The organism is Pseudomonas oryziphila, assembly GCF_003940825.1.
GTDB classification, from domain to species: domain Bacteria; phylum Pseudomonadota; class Gammaproteobacteria; order Pseudomonadales; family Pseudomonadaceae; genus Aquipseudomonas; species Aquipseudomonas sichuanensis.
In genome coordinates this window covers 5626577-5649223 of sequence record NZ_CP034338.1, presented here as the reverse complement: position 1 = coordinate 5649223, position 22647 = coordinate 5626577, and the positions used below count along the sequence as shown (strand labels likewise).

The 22647-nt window shown below is 63.2% G+C and carries 20 protein-coding genes and 1 pseudogene; 12 read left to right on the top strand and 9 right to left on the bottom strand.

The features are described 5' to 3' along the window. Window position 1 precedes the first annotated feature (1 nt). Window positions 2-256 (top strand): glutaredoxin 3, encoded by a 255-nt coding sequence (gene grxC, locus EJA05_RS26290; RefSeq protein WP_110995319.1) that lies wholly within the window; start codon window positions 2-4, stop codon window positions 254-256. Window positions 257-296: 40 nt separating this feature from the next. Beyond that, complete coding sequence (gene secB, locus EJA05_RS26285) at window positions 297-779, top strand: protein-export chaperone SecB (RefSeq protein ID WP_125860819.1); 483 nt, start codon at window positions 297-299, stop codon at window positions 777-779. A 167-nt stretch (window positions 780-946) separates the two neighbouring features. Here the strand turns inward: secB and trmL are convergent, their stop codons facing one another. Beyond that, on the bottom strand, window positions 947-1408 hold the full coding sequence (gene trmL, locus EJA05_RS26280) for a tRNA (uridine(34)/cytosine(34)/5-carboxymethylaminomethyluridine(34)-2'-O)-methyltransferase TrmL (RefSeq protein WP_125860817.1): 462 nt from the start codon (window positions 1406-1408) through the stop codon (window positions 947-949). On the opposite strand from trmL, the gene EJA05_RS26275 reads away from it, so the two are divergent. Then, window positions 1407-1844: a hypothetical protein gene (locus EJA05_RS26275; protein ID WP_125860816.1), complete on the top strand. Its 438-nt coding sequence runs from the start codon at window positions 1407-1409 to the stop codon at window positions 1842-1844. The genes trmL and EJA05_RS26275 overlap by 2 nt on opposite strands. Window positions 1845-2603: 759 nt before the next feature. Here the strand turns inward: EJA05_RS26275 and EJA05_RS26270 are convergent. From EJA05_RS26270 to glnA, 4 genes are all read right to left on the bottom strand, one after another. After that, window positions 2604-3059, bottom strand: coding sequence for an REP-associated tyrosine transposase (locus EJA05_RS26270; protein ID WP_125860814.1), 456 nt, complete (start codon window positions 3057-3059; stop codon window positions 2604-2606). 140 nt (window positions 3060-3199) lie between these two features. Continuing rightward, window positions 3200-4636, bottom strand: coding sequence for a nitrogen regulation protein NR(I) (ntrC, locus tag EJA05_RS26265; protein ID WP_125860812.1), 1437 nt, complete (start codon window positions 4634-4636; stop codon window positions 3200-3202). Continuing rightward, window positions 4633-5718 (bottom strand): nitrogen regulation protein NR(II), encoded by a 1086-nt coding sequence (gene glnL, locus EJA05_RS26260; RefSeq protein WP_125465871.1) that lies wholly within the window; start codon window positions 5716-5718, stop codon window positions 4633-4635. Before glnL ends, ntrC begins: the two co-directional genes overlap by 4 nt. 466 nt (window positions 5719-6184) lie before the next feature. Continuing rightward, on the bottom strand, window positions 6185-7591 hold the full coding sequence (glnA, locus tag EJA05_RS26255) for a type I glutamate--ammonia ligase (RefSeq protein WP_110995313.1): 1407 nt from the start codon (window positions 7589-7591) through the stop codon (window positions 6185-6187). A gap of 585 nt (window positions 7592-8176) precedes the next feature. On the opposite strand from glnA, the gene thiI reads away from it, so the two are divergent. Both thiI and typA read left to right on the top strand, forming a co-directional pair. After that, on the top strand, window positions 8177-9631 hold the full coding sequence (gene thiI / locus EJA05_RS26250) for a tRNA uracil 4-sulfurtransferase ThiI (RefSeq protein ID WP_125465870.1): 1455 nt from the start codon (window positions 8177-8179) through the stop codon (window positions 9629-9631). Window positions 9632-9758: 127 nt separating this feature from the next. Continuing rightward, complete coding sequence (typA, locus tag EJA05_RS26245; RefSeq protein WP_110995311.1) at window positions 9759-11579, top strand: translational GTPase TypA; 1821 nt, start codon at window positions 9759-9761, stop codon at window positions 11577-11579. 193 nt (window positions 11580-11772) lie between these two features. Here typA and EJA05_RS26235 read toward each other — a convergent pair whose 3' ends face one another. Then, window positions 11773-12177, bottom strand: coding sequence for a YkgJ family cysteine cluster protein (locus EJA05_RS26235; protein WP_016712459.1), 405 nt, complete (start codon window positions 12175-12177; stop codon window positions 11773-11775). Window positions 12178-12362: 185 nt separating this feature from the next. On the opposite strand from EJA05_RS26235, the gene EJA05_RS26230 reads away from it, so the two are divergent. From EJA05_RS26230 to EJA05_RS26220, 3 genes are all read left to right on the top strand, one after another. Further along, entirely contained in the window at window positions 12363-14828 is a 2466-nt protein-coding gene (locus EJA05_RS26230) for a glycogen/starch/alpha-glucan phosphorylase (protein WP_125465869.1), read from the top strand. Window positions 14829-15029: 201 nt separating this feature from the next. Further along, the gene (locus tag EJA05_RS26225) at window positions 15030-16040 is read left to right on the top strand and encodes a class 1 fructose-bisphosphatase (protein WP_125465868.1); all 1011 of its coding nucleotides are present in this window, start codon (window positions 15030-15032) and stop codon (window positions 16038-16040) included. Between the two features lie 3 nt (window positions 16041-16043). Beyond that, window positions 16044-16640, top strand: a complete 597-nt coding sequence (locus EJA05_RS26220; RefSeq protein ID WP_125860810.1) for a DUF924 family protein — start codon at window positions 16044-16046, stop codon at window positions 16638-16640. A gap of 110 nt (window positions 16641-16750) precedes the next feature. Here EJA05_RS26220 and EJA05_RS29005 read toward each other — a convergent pair whose 3' ends face one another. Next, window positions 16751-17476: a methyl-accepting chemotaxis protein gene (locus EJA05_RS29005; RefSeq protein ID WP_371923757.1), complete on the bottom strand. Its 726-nt coding sequence runs from the start codon at window positions 17474-17476 to the stop codon at window positions 16751-16753. Window positions 17477-17605: 129 nt separating this feature from the next. Beyond that, window positions 17606-18643: pseudogene (locus EJA05_RS29000) on the bottom strand (HAMP domain-containing protein); the annotation flags it as partial. A 229-nt stretch (window positions 18644-18872) separates the two neighbouring features. On the opposite strand from EJA05_RS29000, the gene bamE reads away from it, so the two are divergent. Continuing rightward, the gene (gene bamE / locus EJA05_RS26210) at window positions 18873-19127 is read left to right on the top strand and encodes an outer membrane protein assembly factor BamE domain-containing protein (RefSeq protein WP_079230016.1); all 255 of its coding nucleotides are present in this window, start codon (window positions 18873-18875) and stop codon (window positions 19125-19127) included. Next, window positions 19124-19696, top strand: a complete 573-nt coding sequence (locus EJA05_RS26205) for a lipocalin family protein (protein WP_125465864.1) — start codon at window positions 19124-19126, stop codon at window positions 19694-19696. The genes bamE and EJA05_RS26205 overlap by 4 nt, the downstream gene beginning before the upstream one ends. A gap of 89 nt (window positions 19697-19785) precedes the next feature. On the opposite strand, the gene EJA05_RS26200 is transcribed toward EJA05_RS26205, so the two are convergent. Next, on the bottom strand, window positions 19786-21150 hold the full coding sequence (locus EJA05_RS26200; RefSeq protein ID WP_125860804.1) for a formimidoylglutamate deiminase: 1365 nt from the start codon (window positions 21148-21150) through the stop codon (window positions 19786-19788). A gap of 145 nt (window positions 21151-21295) precedes the next feature. Between EJA05_RS26200 and hutC the strand changes: the two genes are divergently transcribed. Next, window positions 21296-22006: a histidine utilization repressor gene (gene hutC, locus EJA05_RS26195; protein WP_189654580.1), complete on the top strand. Its 711-nt coding sequence runs from the start codon at window positions 21296-21298 to the stop codon at window positions 22004-22006. Beyond that, window positions 22003-22575: a HutD/Ves family protein gene (locus tag EJA05_RS26190; protein WP_110996502.1), complete on the top strand. Its 573-nt coding sequence runs from the start codon at window positions 22003-22005 to the stop codon at window positions 22573-22575. Before hutC ends, EJA05_RS26190 begins: the two co-directional genes overlap by 4 nt. Window positions 22576-22647 lie beyond the last annotated feature (72 nt).

Below are 22647 nucleotides of genomic sequence, written 5' to 3'. Positions count from 1 at the left end.
TATGAAGCCCGTCATCGTCTACTCCAGCGACTACTGCCCCTACTGCATGCGCGCCAAATACCTGCTCGAGAGCAAGGGCGTGGCGTTCGAAGAGATCAAGGTCGACGGCAAGCCGCAGCTGCGCGCCGAAATGAGCCAGAAGGCCGGCCGTACTTCGGTACCGCAGATCTGGATCGGCAGCACGCACGTCGGTGGATGCGATGACCTTTATGCCCTGGAGCGCGCGGGCAAGCTCGACGCGCTGCTGGCGGCCTGACTTTGCACTGCATTCGAAAACATTAGGATAAGGATCTGCCATGACTGACCAACAGACCAACGGCGCGGCTGCAGAAAACAGCCCACAGTTCTCCCTGCAGCGCATCTACGTGCGCGATCTGTCGTTCGAGGCTCCGAAGAGCCCGCAGATCTTCCGTCAGCAGTGGGAGCCGAATGTCTCGCTGGACCTGAACACCCGCCAGAAAGCCCTGGAAGGCGACTTCCATGAAGTGGTGCTGACCCTGTCGGTGACCGTGAAGAACGGTGAAGAAGTGGCGTTCATCGCCGAAGTGCAGCAGGCCGGTATCTTCCTGATCGCAGGCCTCGACGCGGCCTCGATGAGCCACACCCTCGGCGCGTTCTGCCCGAACATCCTGTTCCCGTACGCCCGTGAGGCCCTGGACAGCCTGGTGACCCGTGGTTCGTTCCCGGCGCTGATGCTGTCGCCGGTCAACTTCGACGCCCTGTACGCGCAAGAAATGCAGCGCATGCAGGAAGCCGGTGAAGTGCCGACCGTGCAGTAATTGCAGCGGTCATGAAAAAAGCGCCTTTCGGGGCGCTTTTTTTGTGTTGGCAGTACCGGCCCTATCGCGGGGCAAGCCCGCGCCCACGGTACTCTGGCCTGCTTCTTGGGGGCAGCTCAATCCGTGGGAGCGGGCTTGCCCCGCGATAGGCCTGAACAGGCAATGCATCAACTCCCGGCAAAGCCGTTCTGCCGCCAGGCTTCATAAACGGTCACCGCCACGGTATTGGACAGGTTCAAGCTGCGGCACCCTGGGCGCATCGGCAAACGCAGGCGCTGCTCGGCCGGCAGGCTGTCCAGTACCTCGGTCGGCAGGCCTCGGCTCTCGGGGCCGAACAGGAAGGCATCGCCCGGCTGGTAGGCAACTTCGTGGAAGGGGTGCGAGCCTTTGGTGGTGAAGGCGAACAGCCGCGGGTTGCCCAGGCTCTCCAGGCATCCGGCCAGGCTTTCGTGGCGCTTGAGCGTGGCATACTCGTGGTAATCCAGCCCGGCGCGGCGCAAGCGCTTGTCGTCCAGTTCGAAGCTGATGGGTTCGATCAGGTGCAGGGCGCAGCCGCTGTTGGCGCACAGGCGGATGATATTGCCGGTATTCGGCGGAATTTCAGGTTGAAAAAGGATGACGTGAAACATGCACGGCTCCAAGCATGAAGATGACGGGCATTCTACCCCCGAACCCGATGTGCGTTCGAAGGCGTTCCCGAAGATGATCCTGTCGCTGGCCATCGTCGGGTTGATGGTGGGCCTGATGATCGGCCGCCTGACCGCCCCGGACGAGCGGGTGCTGCAGCAGGTCGAGGTGGTGCAGGATGGCCTGGACCTGTGGTTCAACGAAGAACCCCAGCTGCATGGCGAGAACGTTGAAGGCACCGTGGCGCTGGCGTTCCAGGCCGAGGGCAAGGCCCAGCGCGGCCAGTTGTTCTTGCAGGAAAAACCGGTGGCCTGGCGGGTGCAGAAGGGCAAGGAGGGCTTGCTGCTGACGCTGATTGCCGCGCGCCCCCTGCGAGGGGAATGGTCAGGTGCAGAGGACGACGGGCGCTGGAAGGTGCAGGTGAGGCTGCACGAATAAAAGAGGGGATGTCCCGGCCTGCCTGTACCGAGGTCCCCAAAGCAGGTTGCTGTGGCGAATAAAAGGGGGATTTCCCGGCCTGCCTGTACCAGGGTCCCCGAAACGGTGTTGCTGTTGCGAATAAAAGAGGGGCTTTCCCGGCCTGCCTGTACCGAGGACCCCGAAACTGGAGTTGCAGTACTCATTGCAGGGGGCGTGCCAGTTTTGAAATGCCCGGAAATACTGGGATTCAGGGCTATTTGGCCGGTTTTTGAGGGGGTTTGTGCCTTCGCAAGGTGCAGCAGGCACAGGATCGGTGCATATCGCGGGGCAAGCCCGCTCCCACGTTCAAGAACGCGATCTGCCGTGGGAGCGGGCTTGCCCCGCGATTGCAGTCTCCCGTTAAACCCAAATCGCATCCCAGTGCAAGCCCGCTCCCACGTACAAGAACACGATCTGCCGTGGGAGCGGGCTTGCCCCGCGATTGCAGTCTCCCGTTAAACCCAAATCGCATCCCAGTGCAAGCCCGCCCCCACGTACAAGAACGCGATCTGCCGTGGGAGCGGGCTTGCCCCGCGATTGCAATCTCCCGTCAAACCCAGATCGCATCCCAGTGCAAGCCCGCCCCCTGTACAAGAACGCGATCTGCCGTGGGAGCGGGCTTGCCCCGCGATCGCAATCTCCCGTCAAACCCAGATCGCATCCCAGTGCAAGCCCGCCCCCTGTACAAGAACGCGATCTGCCGTGGGAGCGGGCTTGCCCCGCGATTGCAATCTCCCCCTAAACCCAGATCGCATCCCAGTGCGAGTAGTCTCCAACGCGGCTGACCAGCCCCGCCCTGACAGGGTTGGCAACTACGTACCTGGCAAAGCTTCGCAGGTCTTCTTCGCGTCTGAGTGCTCGGTCGTGATAGCCGGCTTGCCATAGCTGCCCGTTGAGCTTGCCCATTTTGTACAGCGAGCAACGGCTGCGTGATTTGAAGCGACGCATGACAGTGCGAAGGGTGTCGTCTCTGAGTTGGATCAGCCAGTGCACGTGATCGGGCATGATCACCCATGCAAGGCTCAGGACCGAGCCTTCGGCCTCAGCCTGCGCGAAAGTAGCTGGGAGGCAGCGAGCCGCTTGGAAGTCGCGGAACAGGGGTAGCCGGTCCTTGGTGGTGCTGGTCAGCAGATAGGCCCGACCAGGCTCAGAGACTCGACCGCGACGCAGTCGATGGGAGGCAGGACTTTCCATGTCGTATTCCTCGATAAGGGAAAACAACAAGTTAGTTAGGCAGGATCAGGCGCGCCCAAGGCAATGGGCACATCATGTTTCAGGGCTGAAGCCATCGCGGGGCAAGCCCGCTCCCACGCGATGGCATGCTGCATCAGAACTCAGTGATCGTCGCCGTCATCATCCTCGGCGCCATCGACCTTCATCCCCAACTCCTTGATCTTGCGCGTCAGGGTGTTGCGCCCCCAGCCCAGCAGTACCGCTGCATCGCGGCGCCGCCCGGCGGTGTGCTTGAGCGCGGTCTCGATCATGATTCGCTCGAAGCTGGGCACGGCGCTGTCCAGCAGGCTCGACTGGCCACGGGCCAAGGCCTGGTCGGCCCACTGGCGCAGGGCCTGCTCCCAGTTGGTCACTGGCGCTGCGTCCTGTGGCAGGTTGAGCAACTCCGGTGGCAGGTCGCCGATCAGCACCTCGCGGCTGGAGGCCATCACGGTGATCCAGCGGCAGGTGTTTTCCAGCTGGCGGACGTTGCCCGGCCACGGCAGGTTGCGGATGAACTCTTCGGTTTCCGGCTTGAGCAGCTTGGGCTCGACCGCCAGCTCCTGGGCGGCGCGGCCGAGGAAGTGGCGGGCCAGGGTCGGGATGTCTTCGCGACGGTCGGACAGGCGCGGGATATGGATGCGGATCACGTTGAGGCGGTGGAACAGGTCTTCGCGGAACTTGCCGGCCTGCACCAGGGTTTCCAGGTTCTGGTGGGTCGCGGCGATGATGCGCACATCGACCTTCACCGGCACGTGGCCGCCGACCCGGTAGAACTCGCCGTCGGCCAACACGCGCAGCAGGCGGGTCTGGGTGTCGGCGGGCATATCGCCGATTTCGTCGAGGAACAGCGTACCGCCGTCGGCCTGCTCGAAGCGGCCACGGCGCAGGTTGGCGGCGCCGGTGAACGCGCCTTTTTCATGGCCGAACAGCTCGGACTCCATCAGGTCCTTGGGGATCGCCGCCATGTTCAGGGCGATGAACGGCGCAGCCGCGCGCGGGCTGTGGCGGTGCAGGGCATGGGCCACCAGCTCTTTGCCGGTACCGGATTCGCCGTTGATCAGCACGGTGATGTTGGAGTGGCTCAGGCGGCCGATGGCGCGGAACACCTCCTGCATCGCCGGTGCTTCACCGATGATCTCGGGGGTGCGGGCCAGTGCCTGGGGCACCTCCAGCGCTTGCTGTTCCTGAGCGTGCTGGTTGGCGCGCTTGACCAGCGACACCGCTTCGTCCACGTCGAACGGCTTGGGCAGGTACTCGAAGGCACCGCCCTGGTATGAGGCAACGGCACTGTCCAGGTCGGAGTGCGCGGTCATGATGATGACCGGCAGGCCCGGGTGCTGGTCGCGAATCTGTGCCAGCAGGTCGAGGCCGCTGGCACCGGGCATGCGGATATCGGAAATGATCACATCAGGCTGCTGGCGTGCCAGGCGGCCCATCACGCCGTCGGCGCTGTCGAAGCTCTGGGTGGTCATGCCCTCCTGCTGCAGGGCCTTCTCCAGGACCCAGCGGATGGAGCGATCATCATCGACGATCCAGACGGTTTCACTTCGGCTCATGAGGCGGTGGCTCCTTGTTCCAGGGGCAGGTAGATCGAGAAGGCGGTGTGGCCGGGGTGGCTTTCACACTCGATCAGGCCCTGGTGCTGGCTGATGATGTTCTGGGTAATGGCAAGGCCGAGCCCGGTACCGTCCGGGCGGCCGCTGACCATGGGGTAGAAGAGGGTGTCTTGCAGCTCTGCGGGGATGCCCGGGCCGTTGTCGACGATCTCGACCCGGGCCACCAGGCGATGACGCACGTGGGCGATGGTGAACTGGCGCACGGCGCGGCTGCGCAGGGTGATGCGGCCCAGGCGCAGCTCGTTCTGCCCGCCGATGGCCTGCATGGCATTGCGCACGATGTTGAGCACGGCCTGGATCATCTGCTCGCGGTCGATCAGCACGTCCGGCAGGCTCGGGTCGTAGTCGCGCACCAGGGTGATGCCGCCCTGGCTTTCCGCCTCCACCAGGCTGCACACGCGCTCCAGCACTTCGTGGATGTTGGTCATCGACAGCGACGGCAGCTTGTTCGAGCCGAGCATGCGGTCAACCAGGTTACGCAGCCGGTCGGCCTCTTCGATGATCACGTTGGTGTAGTCGCGCAGGCCATCGTTGGGCAATTCGCGGGCCAGCAACTGCGCGGCGCCGCGAATGCCGCCCAGCGGGTTCTTGATTTCGTGGGCCAGGCCGCGCACCAGCATCTTGGTGGTTTCCTGCTTGCTCAGCTGGGCCTCTTCCTTGGTGATGCGCAGCAGGCGGTCCCGCGGGTGCACTTCGAGCAGCAGCAGGGTATTGCCCTGGTGCAGGATTGGCGTGACGGCGTAGTCGACGGTGATGCTCTGGCCGGTCAGCGAGGTCAGTTGGGCTTCGCGCTTGGTGAACGGATGCGCCTGCTCCACCGCCTGGCGCAGCGAGTTGAGTGCCTCGGTCGATTCGGTGAACAGCTCGCTGATGAACTGCCCATGGCTGCGCTGGCCACTGACGGCCAGAAGCATTTCCGCCGCCGGGTTCATGTACTCAAGGCGCAGCTCGGCGTTGAGCAGGAGCGTGGCCGTGGTCAGGTTGTCCAGAAGCAGACGGTGCTGTGCATCGCTGATGGTCATAAGGCGTCGTTGACCTCTGTTGGCACTCTTTTGGCGCCCCGGCAAGGCCTGGGGCGCGCACGGATGACGTGCTGGATGCGATGAAAATGCAAGAACCAAACCAAGGCTCTGAAAAGAAGCGGAAATGGCGGATAAAAGCCTGTATTCGCGCCAATTCAGGACATAAAGCCCTGGTTAAACGATTCATGTGACCCAAAGTGGGGTGCATGCTGGGGCGTCAGGCCTTTCGGTGCACCAATATGGAGCATAGGGCGCTCATCAGGTTTTGCACAGCTGGATGCTGGCGCGGATCAGGGCAGGGCGTTGCTCGATGGCATCGAGCAGGGTGACGAGGTTTGAAGGGGGCGGTGGCGGTGTGCTGCAGCCCGATAGTGCGAGGCAGCAGGTCGGTGAAGGTGATGCAGAAATGGAAACGGCCTCCCTGGGGAGGCCGTCCTGATGTCACCGACGCGGGGCGTCGATCAAATCAGCAGCTGTAGTACAGCTCGTATTCCAGCGGGTGCACGAAGGTGCGGACCTTGATCTCTTCTTCGGATTTCAGCTCGATGTAGGCATCGATGAAATCGTCGGAGAACACGCCGCCCTTGGTCAGGAACGCACGGCCCTTGTCCAGCTCTTCCAGGGCTTCTTTCAGGCTGCCGCACACCTGCGGGATCTCTTTCGCCTCTTCAGGCGGCAGGTCGTACAGGTTCTTGTCGGCGGCGTCGCCTGGGTGGATCTTGTTCTGAATACCGTCCAGGCCTGCCATCAGCAGGGCGGCGAAGCACAGGTACGGGTTGGCCGCCGGGTCCGGGAAGCGCGCTTCGATACGGCGGGCTTTCGGGCTGGAAACGTAAGGGATACGGATCGAGGCAGAACGGTTGCGAGCCGAGTAGGCCAGCATTACCGGGGCTTCGAAGCCAGGTACCAGACGCTTGTAGGAGTTGGTGGCCGGGTTGGTGAAGCCGTTCAGGGCCTTACCGTGCTTGATGATGCCGCCGATGAAGTACAGGGCGGTGTCGGACAGACCGGCATAGCCTTCACCCGCGAAGGTGTTCTTGCCGTCTTTCCAGATCGACATGTGCACGTGCATGCCCGAGCCGTTGTCGCCGTACAGTGGCTTAGGCATGAAGGTAGCGGTGCGGCCGTAGGCGTCGGCAACGTTGTGCACGACGTACTTCAGGGCTTGAACTTCGTCGGCCTTCTTCACCAGGGTGTTGAACTTGACGCCGATTTCGTTCTGGCCGGCAGTCGCCACTTCGTGGTGGTGAACTTCGACGGTCTGGCCCATCTCTTCCAGTGCGTTGCACATGGCGGTACGGATTTCGTGGTCGTGGTCGAACGGCGGAACCGGGAAGTAGCCGCCTTTGACGCCTGGACGGTGGCCTTTGTTGCCGCCTTCCACGTCCTGGTCGGACATCCACGAGCCTTGCTCGGAGTAGATCTTGAACATCGAGCCGGAGATGTCGGACTTGAACTTCACTTCGTCGAAGATGAAGAACTCTGGCTCCGGGCCGGCGAACACGGTGTCACCGATCAGCGTGGCTTTGAGGTGCTCTTCGGCGCGACGGGCGATAGCGCGTGGGTCGCGGTCATAGCCCTGCATGCTGGCCGGGTCGATGATGTCGCAGGTGAGGATCAGGGTCGGCTCTTCGGTGAACGGGTCCAGCACGGCGGTGGAGTCGTCCGGCAGCAGGATCATGTCGGAGGCTTCGATGCCTTTCCAGCCGGCGATGGAGGAACCGTCGAACATCTTGCCGGTTTCGAAGAAGTCTTCGTCCAGGCCATCACGCGCCGGCATGGTCACGTGGTGCTGAGTACCTTTGGTGTCCGTGAAACGCAGATCAATCCACTTGACGTCATGATCTTTGATGAGTTGAACCGACTTCGACATGTTGTCCTCCGGATGGTCTAGAGCGCGGTGGGCCGCTGCTCTGGAAAAAGGGTGTTGCCAGGCGCGGATAGTCGGCCAAGCGTACCTGCCTCACAAGAGAGCAAATTGCATGCCAGTGCCCGAAAATGGCGAGAGTGGGATAAAAGAAGGCGTTTGCGGGCATCTGGCGGTGGGGTGGCGGGGAAGGGTGCACTCTTAAGATGCGAATTTTGGTAGCAATGCACCAATAGAGTGCGCTGGCCGGCTGGTGTGCTTTCTTTGGGGGCCACTTCGCGGGTGAACCCGCTCCCACAGGGATCGCGCTAACTTCGAGGCAGCATCGTACCTGTGGGAGCTGGCTTGCCAGCGATGAGGCCAGCACTGACAACATAAGACAGTTGCTCCCACAGGGTTTGCACAGCCTATGGAATCGGTGCGGTCTCTGTGGGAGCGGGTTTACCCGCGAAGAGCCGGAACAGGCAGCACAAAAGCCCACCCATACATTTATCTCAAAGCTTCTGATCAAAAGTTGGTCAAAACCTGAGCAATTTCCGATATAATTCGCGCCCCTCATTTTCGGCAGGCCCTGCGCGCGCTGTTAAACCAATGAAACTTATCGTCAAAGTCTTCCCAGAGATCACCATCAAGAGCCGACCGGTGCGCAAGCGCTTCATCCGTCAGCTCAGCAAGAACATCCGCAACGTGCTCAAGGACCTCGATCCTGAGCTCGCGGTCGATGGCGTCTGGGACAATCTCGAGGTGGTCACCCGCATCGAGGACGAAAAGATCCAGCGGGAAATGATCGAGCGCCTGCGCTGCACCCCGGGCATCACCCACTTCCTGCAGGTGCAGGAGTACCCGCTGGGCGACTTTGACGACATCGTCGAAAAGTGCAAGCAGCACTTCGGTCACCTGCTGGCCGGCAAGTACTTCGCCGTGCGCTGCAAGCGTGGCGGCCACCACGACTTCACCTCGATGGACGTCGACCGCTATGTCGGCAGCCAGCTGCGTCAGCAATGCGGCGCCGCCGGCATCGAGCTGAAGAAGCCCGAAGTGCTGGTGCGCATCGAGATCCGCGACCAGCGCCTGTACGTGATCCACAACCAGCACAACGGCATCGGCGGCTATCCGCTGGGCGCCCTTGAGCAGACCCTGGTGCTGATGTCCGGTGGCTTCGACTCCACCGTGGCCGCCTACCAGATGATGCGCCGTGGCCTGATGACGCACTTCTGCTTCTTCAATCTGGGCGGGCGCGCCCACGAGCTGGGCGTGATGGAAGTGGCGCACTTCCTGTGGAAGAAGTACGGCAGCAGCCAGCGCGTGCTGTTCATCAGCGTGCCGTTCGAGGAAGTGGTCGGCGAAATCCTCAACAAGGTCGACAACAGCTACATGGGCGTGACCCTCAAGCGCATGATGCTGCGCGGTGCCGCGCACATGGCCGAGCGCCTGCAGATCGACGCGCTGGTCACCGGCGAGGCGATCTCGCAAGTGTCCAGCCAGACCCTGCCGAACCTGTCGATCATCGACTCGGCCACCGACAAGCTGGTGCTGCGCCCGCTGCTGGCCAGCCACAAGCAGGACATCATCGACCAGGCCACCGAAATCGGCACCGCCGACTTCGCCAAGCACATGCCCGAGTACTGCGGCGTGATTTCGGTGAACCCGACCACCCATGCCAAGCGTCACCGCATGGAGCACGAAGAGAAGCAGTTCGACATGGCGGTGCTGGAGCGTGCTCTGGAGCGCGCCAAGTTCATCTCCATCGACCACGTGATCGACGAGTTGGGCAAGGACATCGAGATCGAGGAAGTGGCCGAGGCACTGCCGGGCCAGATCGTCATCGACATCCGTCACCCCGACGCCCAGGAAGACGAACCTCTGGCACTGGACGGTATCGAAGTCCAGGCCATGCCGTTCTACGCGATCAACAGCAAGTTCAAGCACCTGGACCCCACGCGCCAGTACCTGCTGTATTGCGACAAAGGTGTGATGAGCCGTTTGCACGCACACCACCTGCTCAGTGAGGGACATGCCAATGTGCGTGTTTATCGTCCGACATAAGACCCCAGGGCTGTATGGCGGCAGCATCCGCCATCGCCCTCCCGACCATCGGGCCCGCTGAGCCTCAAACCGTACATATTCGCCGCCTACACTGGCGGCAACCGAATCCTCTGATCGAGATACAGTTGTGATCGAAAATCTGCGTAACATCGCCATCATCGCCCACGTTGACCATGGTAAAACCACTCTGGTCGACAAACTCCTGCGTCAGTCCGGCACCCTGGAGCGTAACGAGCTCAACGACGAGCGCGTCATGGACTCCAACGACCAGGAAAAAGAGCGCGGCATTACCATTCTGGCGAAGAACACCGCCATCAACTGGAACGGCTACCACATCAACATCGTCGACACCCCCGGCCACGCCGACTTCGGTGGCGAGGTTGAGCGTGTAATGTCGATGGTCGACTCCGTGCTGCTGCTGGTCGACGCCCAGGACGGCCCGATGCCGCAAACCCGCTTCGTGACCAAGAAGGCTTTCGAAGCTGGCCTGAAGCCAATCGTCGTGATCAACAAGGTTGACCGTCCGGGCGCGCGTCCTGACTGGGTTCTGGACCAGATCTTCGACCTGTTCGACAACCTCGGTGCCACCGACGAACAGCTGGACTTCAAAGTCGTCTACGCCTCGGCCCTGAACGGCATCGCCGGTCTGGACCACACCGCCATGGGCGAAGACATGACCGCCCTGTACCAGTCGATCGTCGACAACGTACCGGCGCCGGACGTTGACCGTGACGGTTCGTTCCAGATGCAGATCTCGGCACTGGACTACAACAGCTTCCTCGGCGTTATCGGTGTTGGCCGTATCGCCCGTGGTCGCGTCAAGCCGAACACCCCGGTTGTCGCCATCGACACCAACGGCAAGAAGCGTAACGGCCGTATCCTGAAGCTGATGGGCCACCACGGCCTGCACCGCGTCGACGTCGAAGAAGCCCAGGCTGGCGACATCGTCTGCATCAGTGGTTTCGACGAGCTGTTCATCTCCGACACCCTGTGCGCCCCGGACGCGGTAGAAGCGATGAAGCCGCTGACCGTCGACGAGCCGACCGTTTCGATGACCTTCCAGGTCAACGACTCGCCGTTCTGCGGTAAAGAAGGCAAGTTCGTCACCAGCCGTAACATCAAGGACCGTCTGGACAAAGAGCTGCTGTACAACGTTGCCCTGCGCGTTCAGGAAACCGATTCCCCAGACAAGTTCAAGGTTTCGGGCCGTGGTGAGCTGCACCTGTCGGTACTGATCGAAACCATGCGTCGTGAAGGCTTCGAGATGGCTGTAGGCCGTCCTGAAGTGATCATCCGCGAAGTCGACGGCGTCAAGCAGGAGCCGTTCGAGAACGTCACCATCGACATCCCTGAAGAAGCTCAGGGCAAGGTCATGGAAGAGATGGGTCTGCGTAAAGGCGACCTGACCAACATGGTGCCGGATGGCAAGGGCCGTGTTCGTCTGGAATACAACATTCCAGCCCGTGGTCTGATCGGTTTCCGTAACCAGTTCCTGACCCTGACCAACGGTGCAGGCATCCTGACCTCGATCTTCGATCGCTACGACACCATGAAGTCGGGCCAGATGTCCGGCCGCCTGAACGGTGTTCTGGTTTCGGTCGAGACCGGCAAGGCTCTGACCTACTCGCTGGAAACCCTGCAGGCGCGCGGCAAGCTGTTCGTCGAGCACGGCCAGGAGATCTACAACGGTCAGATCATCGGCCTGAACAGCCGTGACAACGACCTGGGCGTGAACCCGACCAAAGGCAAGAAGCTCGACAACATGCGTGCTTCGGGCAAAGACGAAGTCATCGCCCTGGTGCCGCCGGTTCGCCACACCCTGGAACAGGCCCTGGAATTCATCCAGGACGACGAGCTGTGCGAAGTCACTCCGAAGTCGATCCGTCTGCGCAAGAAGATCCTGGACGAAGGCGAGCGTACCCGCGCTGCCAAGAAAGCCAAGAACTGAGTTAGCTCAGGCGCAATGAAAACGCCCCCGGTCGAAAGGCCGGGGGCGTTTTTTTATGCCTGGAGGATTTGCATGGGTTTTGCTGGCCTCTTCGCGGGTAAACCCGCTCCCACAGGATCTCTACTGGACTCAGGGTCTGCACAGTACCTGTGGGAGCGGCTTTAGCCGCGAAGAGGCCGGCACTGGCTGACGATCAGCGCCCAACCACCTTGGGCTTGTACGCACAATACCCCGGCCGCGGCCCGACCTTGGGGTGGTTGCGGCAGGTGTCCGGGCGCTTGTCGTAGATGGTGCACAGCCGGCTCTTGCGGTCCAGGTACATGCAGTCATCGTTGCTCATCCGGGTCAGGGTGAAGATCCCCGACTTCTGGTTGAAGCGCTCGATGATGCCTTCCTTCTGCAGGCGCTTGGCCACGTTCTTCGGCGGTTCGTCTTTTTCGAACTCGTCCACCACGCCGATACGGATCAGATCCTTGATCTTCACCTCCACCGGCAAGGTGCAACAGGTCGAGTGGCAGCCACCGCACATGTGGCTGGCATAGCGCTGCCAGGTCTCCAGGCGGTCGACTTCGGCGGCGGCGATCAGGGTCGTTTTCATCGTTATGGGGGCGAATCACGGTCTTGGGGCGCGCGATCATACCGGAGTTGTTCAATTTGTGAACAACCTTTTGCCCGATTCCCGCCTGGCGCATGAAATCCACGAACCGTTGCTGTCGCTCTGTGTCAGACCGTCTAGGCTGAACACTTTCCCTGCGCTTTAGCCTACTTGCCCGAGGATGCCGCATGTCCCAGGAAAACAAGGCCCGTGAGGCCAAAGCTCATCATGAGGAGGTGGCGGATTTTCGCGCCGCCGTGCTGGCCAAGCTGACCTACGCGGTCGGCAAGGACCCGGAACACGCGTTCGATCACGACTGGTTCGAGGCCATCGCCCTGGCGGCCCGCGACCACATGGTCGACCACTGGATGGACCACACCCGGCGGGCCTACCGCCGCAGCCAGAAGCGGGTGTATTACCTTTCCCTCGAATTCCTCATCGGCCGGCTGCTGTACGACAGCCTGAGCAACCTGGGCTACCTGGAAATCGCCCGCGAGGCGCTGCAGGGCCTGGACGTTGACCTTGAGCGTATTCGCCTGCTCGAGCCGGATGCGGCGCTGGGGAACGGCGGCCTCGGGCGCCTGGCGGCGTGCTTCATGGAGAGCATGTCGACACTGGGCATTGCTGCCCATGGCTATGGCATCCGCTACGAACACGGCCTGTTCCGCCAGGCGCTGGTCGATGGCTGGCAGCAGGAGCAGACCGAGAACTGGCTGGACTTCGGTAACCCCTGGGAGTTCGAGCGTGCCGAGGTGATCTACCCGATCAGCTTTGGCGGCAGTGTCGAAACCGTGCAGGAAGGCACCGGCAAGCAGCGCCAGGTCTGGTGGCCGGGCGAAACGGTGAGGGCCGTGGCCTACGACACGCCAGTGGTCGGCTGGCGTGGCTCCAGCGTCAACACCTTGCGCCTGTGGCGCGCCCGGGCGCTGGAAGAGCTGCACCTGGAGCGCTTCAACGCCGGCGATCACCTGGGGGCGGTGGCCGAGGTGGCCCGGGCCGAGAGCATTTCGCGGGTGCTGTACCCGGCCGACAGCACCGAGGCCGGCCAGGAGCTGCGCCTGCGCCAGGAGTACTTCTTCGTCTCCGCCTCGCTGCAGGACCTGCTGCGCCGCCACCTGAACATGCATGACAACCTGCTCAACCTGCCGGATGCAGCGGCGATCCAGCTCAACGACACCCACCCGTCGATCGCCGTGGCGGAGTTGATGCGGCTGCTGGTCGACCAGCACGAGATCCCCTGGGACACCGCCTGGCAGGTGACCGTCGGCACCTTGGCCTACACCAACCACACGCTGCTGCCCGAGGCCCTGGAAACCTGGCCGGTGGCGCTGATGGAGCGCATGCTGCCGCGGCACATGCAGATCATCTACCTGATCAACGCCTACCATATCGACGCGCTGCGGGCCAAAGGCCTGCACGACTTCGACGTGCTGCGCGCGGTGTCGCTGATCGAAGAGGACAACGGCCGCCGGGTACGCATGGGCAACCTGGCATTCCTTGGCTCGCACAGCGTCAACGGTGTGTCGGCGCTGCACAGCAAGCTGATGAAGAGCACGGTGTTCGCCGAGCTGCACAAGCTCTATCCGCAACGGATCAACAACAAGACCAACGGCATTACCTTCCGCCGCTGGCTCTACCAGGCCAACCCGCCGCTCACGGCGATGCTGATCGAGGCGCTGGGCCCGGAGGTGCTGGACGACCCGGAAGGCAAGCTCAAGGCCCTGGTGCCCTTTGCCGACAAGGCCGACTTTCGCAAGCAGTTCGCGGCCCAGCGCCTGCACAGCAAGCGTGCCCTGGCCGCCATCATCCAGGACCGCCTGGGGGTGACGGTCAACCCCGAGGCGCTGTTCGACGTGCAGGTCAAGCGCATCCACGAGTACAAGCGCCAGTTGCTCAACCTGCTGCACACCGTGGCGCTGTACCAGGCCATGCGTCACGACCCCGGTACCGATTGGGTGCCACGGGTGAAGATCTTCGCCGGCAAGGCGGCGGCCAGCTATCACCAGGCCAAGCTGATCATCAAGCTGGCCAACGACATCGCCCGGGTGGTCAACAACGACCCGACCGTGCGCGGCCTGCTCAAGGTGGTGTTCCTGCCCAACTACAACGTCAGCCTGGCCGAGAGCATCATCCCGGCGGCCGACCTGTCCGAGCAGATCTCCACGGCCGGTTACGAAGCCTCTGGCACCAGCAACATGAAGTTCGGGCTCAACGGCGCGCTGACCATCGGCACCCTGGACGGCGCCAACGTCGAGATGTGCGAGCAGGTAGGTGCCGAGAACATGTTCATCTTCGGCCTGACCGCGCAGCAGGTGGAGGCGCGCAAGCGCAGTGGCGACTTTGGCGCCAGCGCGGCGATTGGGGCGTCGCACCGCTTGGGCGATGTGCTGCAGGCGATTCGCAGCGGGGTGTTCTCACCGGATGATCCGTCGCGTTATACCGGGCTGGTGGATGGCCTGATCGCCTATGACCGCTTCCTGGTGTGTGCCGACTTTGACGCCTACTGGGATGCCCAGCGGCGGGTCGAGGAGCTGTGGCATACGCCCCAGGAGTGGTGGCGCATGGCAGTGCTCAATACCGCGCGGATGGGGTGGTTCTCGTCGGACCGGACCATTCGTGAATATGCCACCGAGATCTGGAAGGCACTGGATTGAGCCTCGCCCATCGCGGGGCAAGCCCGCTCCCACGCTGGCAACACGTGGGAGCGGGCTTGCCCCGCGATGCTTCTCTGGCCGACAGCTGGCCCTCGGCGAGCTGAACTCAACGTCGTCCAACGAGTCTCTTTGCTCGCTAGCCCGCAACACTCCCTGTAAACTGCGGGGGTTTTTCTCCCCCTTTCCTTTTCGGAGCCATACATGTCCCGCGTTACCCTGAGTCGCTATCTGATTGAGCAGACCCGCAGCAACAACACCCCTGCCGATCTGCGCTTCCTGATCGAAGTGGTGGCGCGTGCGTGCAAGGAAATCAGCCATCACGTCTCCAAAGGCGCGCTGGGTGGCGTCCTGGGCAGCATGGGCACCGAAAACGTGCAGGGCGAAGTGCAGAAGAAGCTCGACGTCATCTCCAACGACATCCTGCTCGAAGCCAACGAGTGGGGCGGCCACCTGGCCGGCATGGCCTCCGAAGAGATGGACAACGCCTACCAGATCCCGGGCAAGTACCCCAAAGGCGCCTACCTGCTGGTCTTCGACCCGCTGGACGGTTCGTCGAACATCGACGTCAACGTCTCGGTCGGCACCATCTTCTCGGTGCTGCGTTGCCCTAACCAATATCTGAGCCAGAACGAAAGCCTCAACGAGAACGCCTTCCTGCAGCCAGGCACCGAGCAGGTCGCCGCCGGTTATGCCATCTATGGCCCGCAGACCATGCTGATCCTCACCCTGGGCAATGGCGTCAAGGGCTTCACCCTGGACCGCGAGCTGGGCAGCTTCGTGCTCACCCACGAGAACATCCGCGTGCCGGAAAGCACCGCCGAATTCGCCATCAACATGTCCAACCAGCGCCACTGGGAAGCCCCGATTCAGCGCTACGTGGGCGAGCTGCTGGCCGGTGAGACCGGCCCGCTGAAGAAGAACTACAACATGCGCTGGATCGCCTCGATGGTGGCCGACGTGCACCGTATCCTGACCCGTGGCGGCCTGTTCATGTACCCACGCGACGCCCGCGACCCAAGCAAACCGGGCAAGCTGCGCCTGATGTACGAAGCCAACCCGATGTCGTTCATCATCGAACAGGCCGGCGGTGCGTCCACCGACGGTTACCAGCGTATCCTCGACATCAAGCCAGAGGGCCTGCACCAGCGCGTGTCGGTGATCCTCGGCTCGAAGGAAGAGGTCGAGCGCGTCACCGCGTACCACAAGGAGTAAACCATGCTCGCACCTTGGCAGCCGTTGCTGGAGTGGTGGTTCGGTTGGGGCAGCAGCCCCCAGGCCGTGGCTGACGAGAAGAGCACGCTGTGGTTCGGCAAGCATCACGATGCCGAAGCCCAGGCGTTGTTCGGCGACTTGATGGAGCACGCCCTGGCGGGCGGCCTCGACGAGTGGCAGCAGAGCCCGCAGGGCTGGCTCGGCTTGCTGATCCTGCTGGACCAGCTGCCGCGCATGATCCACCGCGACACGCCGCGCGCCTTCGAGGGCGACCGGCGGGCGCAGGTGGTGGCCATGCAGGGTTTGCAGAAGGGTTGGGACTACCAGCTGCTGCCGATCCAGCGGGTGTTCGTGCTGCTGGTGCTGGAGCATGCCGAGGTGCTGGACTGGCAGAACCTGTGCGTCGAGCGCTACCAGATCTTGCTGGGTGAACAGCCGGAGGCGAATCGCCGGTTGTTCGAAGGCTTCCTCGACTATGCCCAGCAGCACCAGCGGGTGATTGCCCGGTTCGGGCGCTTCCCGCACCGCAACCTGTTGCTGGAGCGGCCGAGTACTAGCGAGGAGATGGATTTCTTGCTGGAGCCTGGTTCCCGCTTCTAGCTTCTAGCTTCTAGCTTCTAGCGGTAGCTGTGGGAGCGGGCTTGCCCCGCGATTGCGATGGTGGGTCTGACATCGCAATGGCGGGGCAAGCCCGCTACCACGTTATCGAATCAGATCCTGAAACTCCCTACCAGATGCTTCAACCGCTCCACCTGGTGCTCCAGGTCGGTGCAGGCACGCAAGGTGCTCTGCAGGTTGTGCACCCCTTCCTGATTCAGCGTATTGATCTCGGTGATGTCGACATTGATCGATTCGACCACGGCCGTCTGCTCTTCGGTGGCGGTGGCCACCGACTGGTTCATGCCGTCGATCTCGCCGATGCGCTGGGTGACGCTGCCCAGGCGTTCGCCGGCCTGGTTGGCGATGCCGACGCTGCGGTCGCTGTGCTGCTGGCTCTGGTTCATGGTGCTCACGGCCATCTGCGCGCCGGCCTGCAACTCCTCGATCAGGCGCTGTACCTGCTGCGCCGAATCCTGGGTGCGATGGGCCAGGTTGCGCACCTCATCGGCCACCACGGCAAAGCCACGGCCGGCCTCGCCCGCGCGGGCGGCTTCGATGGCGGCGTTGAGCGCCAGCAGGTTGGTCTGCTGCGAAATGCCACTGATCACATCGAGGATCTGGCCGATGTTCACCGTGTGGTTGTTCAGCGTCTCGATGTTGCCGCTGGCATCGCTGATGCGTGCCGACAGCTGGTTCATCACCTCGATGGTTTCGCCAACCACCTGCTGGCCTTCCTCGGCCAGGCCACGCGCGGCACTGGAGTGCTGCGAGGCCAGGGCGGCGTTCTGGGCGATCTCCTGGGCGGCGGCGCCGAGCTGGTTGATCGCCGCAGCCACGCTGCTGGTGCGGCTGGACTGCTGGTCGGCATTGTGGATCGAGGCATTGGAGGCGCTGACCACCTGGCCCGCCACGCTATTGACCTGGCCAGTGGCCGAGGCCACTTCGCGGATCGATTCGTGGATACGCTCGACGAAGCGGTTGAACGACTGCGCCAGGCTGCCGAACTCGTCCTGGGCGTGAATCTTCAGGCGGCGGGTCAGGTCGCCTTCGCCTTCGGCGATGTCATGCATGGCGCGGCCCATTACGTGCAGCGGCTCCATCAGCACGCGGATCAGCAGGCCGAGCAGGGCGATGATCACGATCACTGCGATCAAGGTCGCCACCACCGCCGAAGTGCGCAGTTCGCCGAGCATGGCGAAGGCTGCGTCCTGGTCGAGTACCAGCGCGACGTACCAGTCCGCCGACGGCACGCCGTCGACATGGGTGAAGCTGATGAACTGCTTGCGGCCATCGACCTCGACTTCTTTCAGGCCACTGCCGATGCGCGGGGTGTTGGCCGGGTAGACGTCGCTGAGGGTCTTGAGCGCCAGTTCGCCTTTGGGATGGATGAGGATTTTGCCCTCGCCGTTGACGATGAAGGCGTGGCCACGGCCGTCGAAGTCGAGGGTGTTGATCAGGTTGCTGATGGTCTGCAGGTCGGTGTCGACGCCACTCACGCCGATCAGGCGGCCGGCCTGCTGCACCGGGGTGGCCAGGGTGATCACCAGTTTGCCGGCCGAGGCCGAGATGTACGGCTCGGTGACAATGGTCTGGCCGGCGGCAGTGGCCGCCTTGTACCAGCCGCGCACGCGCGGGTCGTAGTCGGCTGCGCGGCTGCCTACTGGCACCGACTGCATGCTGCCGTCCTGGCCACCGAAGTAGCTGAGCATGAAGTTGTTGGCGTACACCGGCAGCGCCAGGCTGCGGTCCAGGCTGGCTTTGCCCGGGCCGTCCACGGCGACCTGCTGGGCCAGGGTGTTGAGCAACTGGATACGGCTGTCGAGCCAGTTGCGGATGTTACCGGCGGTGAGATTGCCCAGGTCCTGCAGAGTGGCCTCCGTGTCACTGCGCAGGGACTGGCGTTGTCGGTAATCGTTGAACAGCACGAAGCAGGTGAAGGCAACGGCCACCACCAGGGCGGCAGCCAGCAGGATCTTGTGGCTGAACTTGAGGTTCTTGGTCATTTTTAGAAAGTCTGCGCACGGGCACGGAGGAGGGCAGGTGCGGCGAAAAGCCACACCGTCGGAAGCTGTGTCGTCAGTGCCGGAAAAAACATTAATCGTTTGCGCAGATACCGACTGGCGGTGCGGCAGGAAAACCTCGGATGGCAGGGAACCGCGAGCCCTTTTTCCCTTCTAAGCTCCCAGCAGGCCTCTCAGAACCTGTGTATCCACCTCCAGGAGTGTCACTTTCATGTCGTTGCGTTCCCTCGCCCTGTTGTCCTTGTGCGTCGTCCTGACTGCCTGCAGCAAGATCAACCAGGAAAACTATTCCAAACTCAAGGCCGGCATGAACAAGGCCGAGGTCGAGCAATTGCTCGGCACGCCCACCGAGTGCTCCGGCGCGCTGGGCATGAGCAGCTGCACCTGGGGTGACGAGAAGAGCTTCATCAGCGTGCAGTACGCGGCGGACAAAGTATTGATGTACTCCGGGCAGGGCCTCAAATGAGGCGTCTGCACCTGCTGTTGAGTGTGTGCCTGGTGATGCTGCTGGGTGGCTGTGCCACGTCCGCCACCGACCCGCTGGCACCGAAGACCGCAGGTGCGGTGGACCTCAAGCGTTATCAGGGTAAGTGGTTCGAGCTGGCGCGCTTGCCGATGAAGTACCAGGAAGGCTGCGCCCAGTCCGAGGCCCATTACAACCTCAAGCCCGACGGCACGGTGGGCGTGCTCAACCGCTGCCGCACTCTGGGTGACGAGTGGCTGCGCGCCGAAGGCCATGCCACCACGCAACAGCCCGGGCATACCGACAAGCTGTGGGTGGAGTTCGACAACTGGTTCACTCGCCTGGTGCCGGGTGTGGCCAAGGGTGATTACTGGATTCTGTTCGTTGACGAGCGTTACCGCACCGCGATCGTCGGCAGCCCGGACCGCAAGTACCTGTGGATTTTGTCGCGCACGCCGTCGTTGCCGGCGTGGGAGCGCGAGAACCTGCTGGCCAAGGCGCGCCAGCAGGGGTATGACACCCGCCGGCTGATCTGGCGCACGGCGGACAAGGAAATCGTTGCCCGGCATTGAAGTCGCGTTAAATGCTTCGCGGGTAAACCCGCTCCCACAGGATCTACACGAGCCTGTGGGAGCGGGTTTGCCCGCGAATGGCCCTTCAATTAGCCCAGCAACTGGCGCAGCACCTCGACAAACGCCAGCGCACTCTCTGCTTCCTGGCCATGGCGCCCCTGGCGCACCACCCACTGCCCGTTGACCATCACATCGCGCACCTGGCGATCGTGGCCTGCAAACAGCCAGCGGTTGAGGATGGCGTCGCCGTCCGCCACGGCCAGGTACGGGTCCTGCCCGTCCAGCACCAGCCAGTCCGCGCGCTTGCCCACGGCCAGTTCGCCGATCGGCTGGCCCAGCGCCTGGGCGCCGCCCACCAGTGCGGCGTCGTACAAGGTGCGCCCGACCATCGGCTGATCGTTGCGGTACAGGCGGTTGCGGCGCTGGTCGCGCAGGCGCTGGCCGTATTCCAGCCAGCGCAGCTCTTCGACCACGCTCAGCGACACGTGGCTGTCAGAGCCGATCCCCATGCGCCCGCCCTGGGCCAGGTAGTCCACCGCCGGGAAAATACCATCGCCCAGGTTCGCCTCGGTGGTCAGGCACAGGCCGGCGATCGCGCCGCTGCGGGCCATGGCGGTGACTTCATCGGGCTCGGCGTGGGTGGCATGCACCAGGCACCAGCGTGAATCGACCTCGGTGTGCTCATACAGCCATTGCAGGGGGCGCAGGCCGCTCCAGGCCAGGCAGTCGTCGACTTCCTTCTGTTGCTCGGCAATATGGATGTGGATCGGGCACTGCTTGTCGCTGGCGCCGAGCACCTCGGCGATCTGCCCAGGCGTCACCGCGCGCAGCGAGTGGAAGCACAACCCCAGCTGTTGCGCCGGCTGCGCCGCCAGCACGGGGGCGAGCTGCTGCTGCAGCGCCAGGTACTGTTCGGTGGAGTTGATGAAGCGCCGTTGCCCGTCGTTGGGCGCTTGCCCGCCGAAGCCCGAGTGGCTGTACAGCACCGGCAGCAGGGTCAGGCCGATGCCGCTGGCGGCTGCCGCGGCGCTGATGCGCCGGGACAGCTCGGCCGGGTCGGCGTAGCGCTGGCCGTCGTGGTCATGGTGCACATAGTGGAATTCGGCCACCGAGGTGTAGCCGGCCTTGAGCATCTCGATGTACAGCTGACGGGCGATCACCTGCAGCTGCTTCGGGGTGATGCGCCCGACCAGGCGGTACATCAGGTCGCGCCAGGTCCAAAAGCTGTCGTTGGGGTTGCCGGCCACTTCCGCCAGCCCCGCCATGGCCCGCTGGAACGCGTGCGAGTGCAGGTTGGGCATGCCCGGCAGCAGCGGGCCGGCCAGGCGCTCGGCGCCCTCGGCGCTGGCATTGGCCTCGACCGCCGTCAGCCGGCCATCGGCGGCGACCTCCAGGCGGACATTGCGGGCCCAGCCCGTGGGTAGCAGGGCGCGTTCGGCGAAATAGGCGGACATCGGTGAAATCCTGTTATTGTTTAACTTGTATATACATATACAGCCGTTTGCCTGCCGGGTAAACTCCGGCAAGCTACCGTTCACTCCAACCGTACAAGGATTCAACGCCGTGCCGACACCTCCTGTCTCCGCGCTGGTTGCCCAGATGGGCGAAGGGCCGGCGCCGCTGTATGCCCGGGTCAAGCAGATGATCGCCCAGCAGATCGAAAACGGCAGCTGGCCGCCGCATCACCGGGTGCCGTCGGAGAGCGAGCTGGTCAGCGAGCTGGGTTTCAGCCGCATGACCATCAACCGTGCCCTGCGTGAGCTCACTGCCGAAGGGCTGCTGGTGCGCATGCAGGGTGTCGGTACCTTCGTCGCCGAGCCGAAGAGCCGCTCGGCGTTGTTCGAGGTCAACAACATCGCCGACGAGATCGCCGGTCGCGGCCACCAGCACAGCTGCCAGGTGGTCACTCTGGCCGAAGAGGCCGCCGGCTCCGAGCGTGCCCTGGCCCTGGACATGCGTGAAGGCCAGCGGGTGTTCCACTCGCTGATCGTGCATTACGAGAACGGCGTGCCGGTGCAGATCGAGGACCGCTACGTAAACGCCGCCATCGCCCCCGACTACCTCAAGCAGGACTTCACCCGGCAGACGCCCTACGCCTACCTGTCGCAGGTGGCACCGCTCACCGAAGGCGAGCACGTGGTCGAGGCCATACTTGCCGAGCCCGATGAGTGCCAGCTGCTGCAGATCGAGCGTGGCGAGCCCTGCCTGTTGATCCGCCGCCGCACCTGGTCGGGTCGTCAGCCGGTCACCGCCGCGCGCCTGATCCACCCCGGTTCCCGTCATCGCCTGGAAGGACGATTCAGTAAATGAGTGCGTTGCAGTTGTTGCGTGCGCAGGATTACCCGCGCATGCCCTGGAAGAACGGTGGCGGTTTCACCGAAGAGATCACCCGCGATGCCGGCGACGGCCTGGACGGCTTCGGCTGGCGCCTGTCGATCGCCGACATCGAAGCGTCCGGCGGTTTTTCCACCTTCGCCGGTTACCAGCGCATCATCACCGTGCTGCAGGGCGATGGCATGCGCCTGCTGGTCGATGGCCAGGCCAGCAGGCCCCTGCTGCCATTCGACGCCTTCGCCTTCAGCGGCGAGAGCCAGGTCAGCTGCGAGCTGCTGGGTGGGGCGATCCGGGATTTCAACCTGATCTATGCGCCGCAGCGCTATCACGCACGGTTGCAGTGGTTCGATGGCACCAGCCGGCTGTTCAGCTCGGCCTCGACGGTGTTGCTGTTTGCCGCGAGCAATCACGTTGAAGTTGGGCTGACCGGGCACGAGACCCAACAGCTGGGCCGGTATGACTGTTTGCGCCTGGAAGGCAACGAAGGGTTGCTGGCGCTGGACGTGCAGGGGCGGTTCTGCCTGATCGAGCTGATGCCGCGCTAAACCAGCTGCTGCACTATCGCGGGGCAAGTCCGCTCCCACGGAACCTGTGCAGGGCTCTGTGGGAGCGGGCTT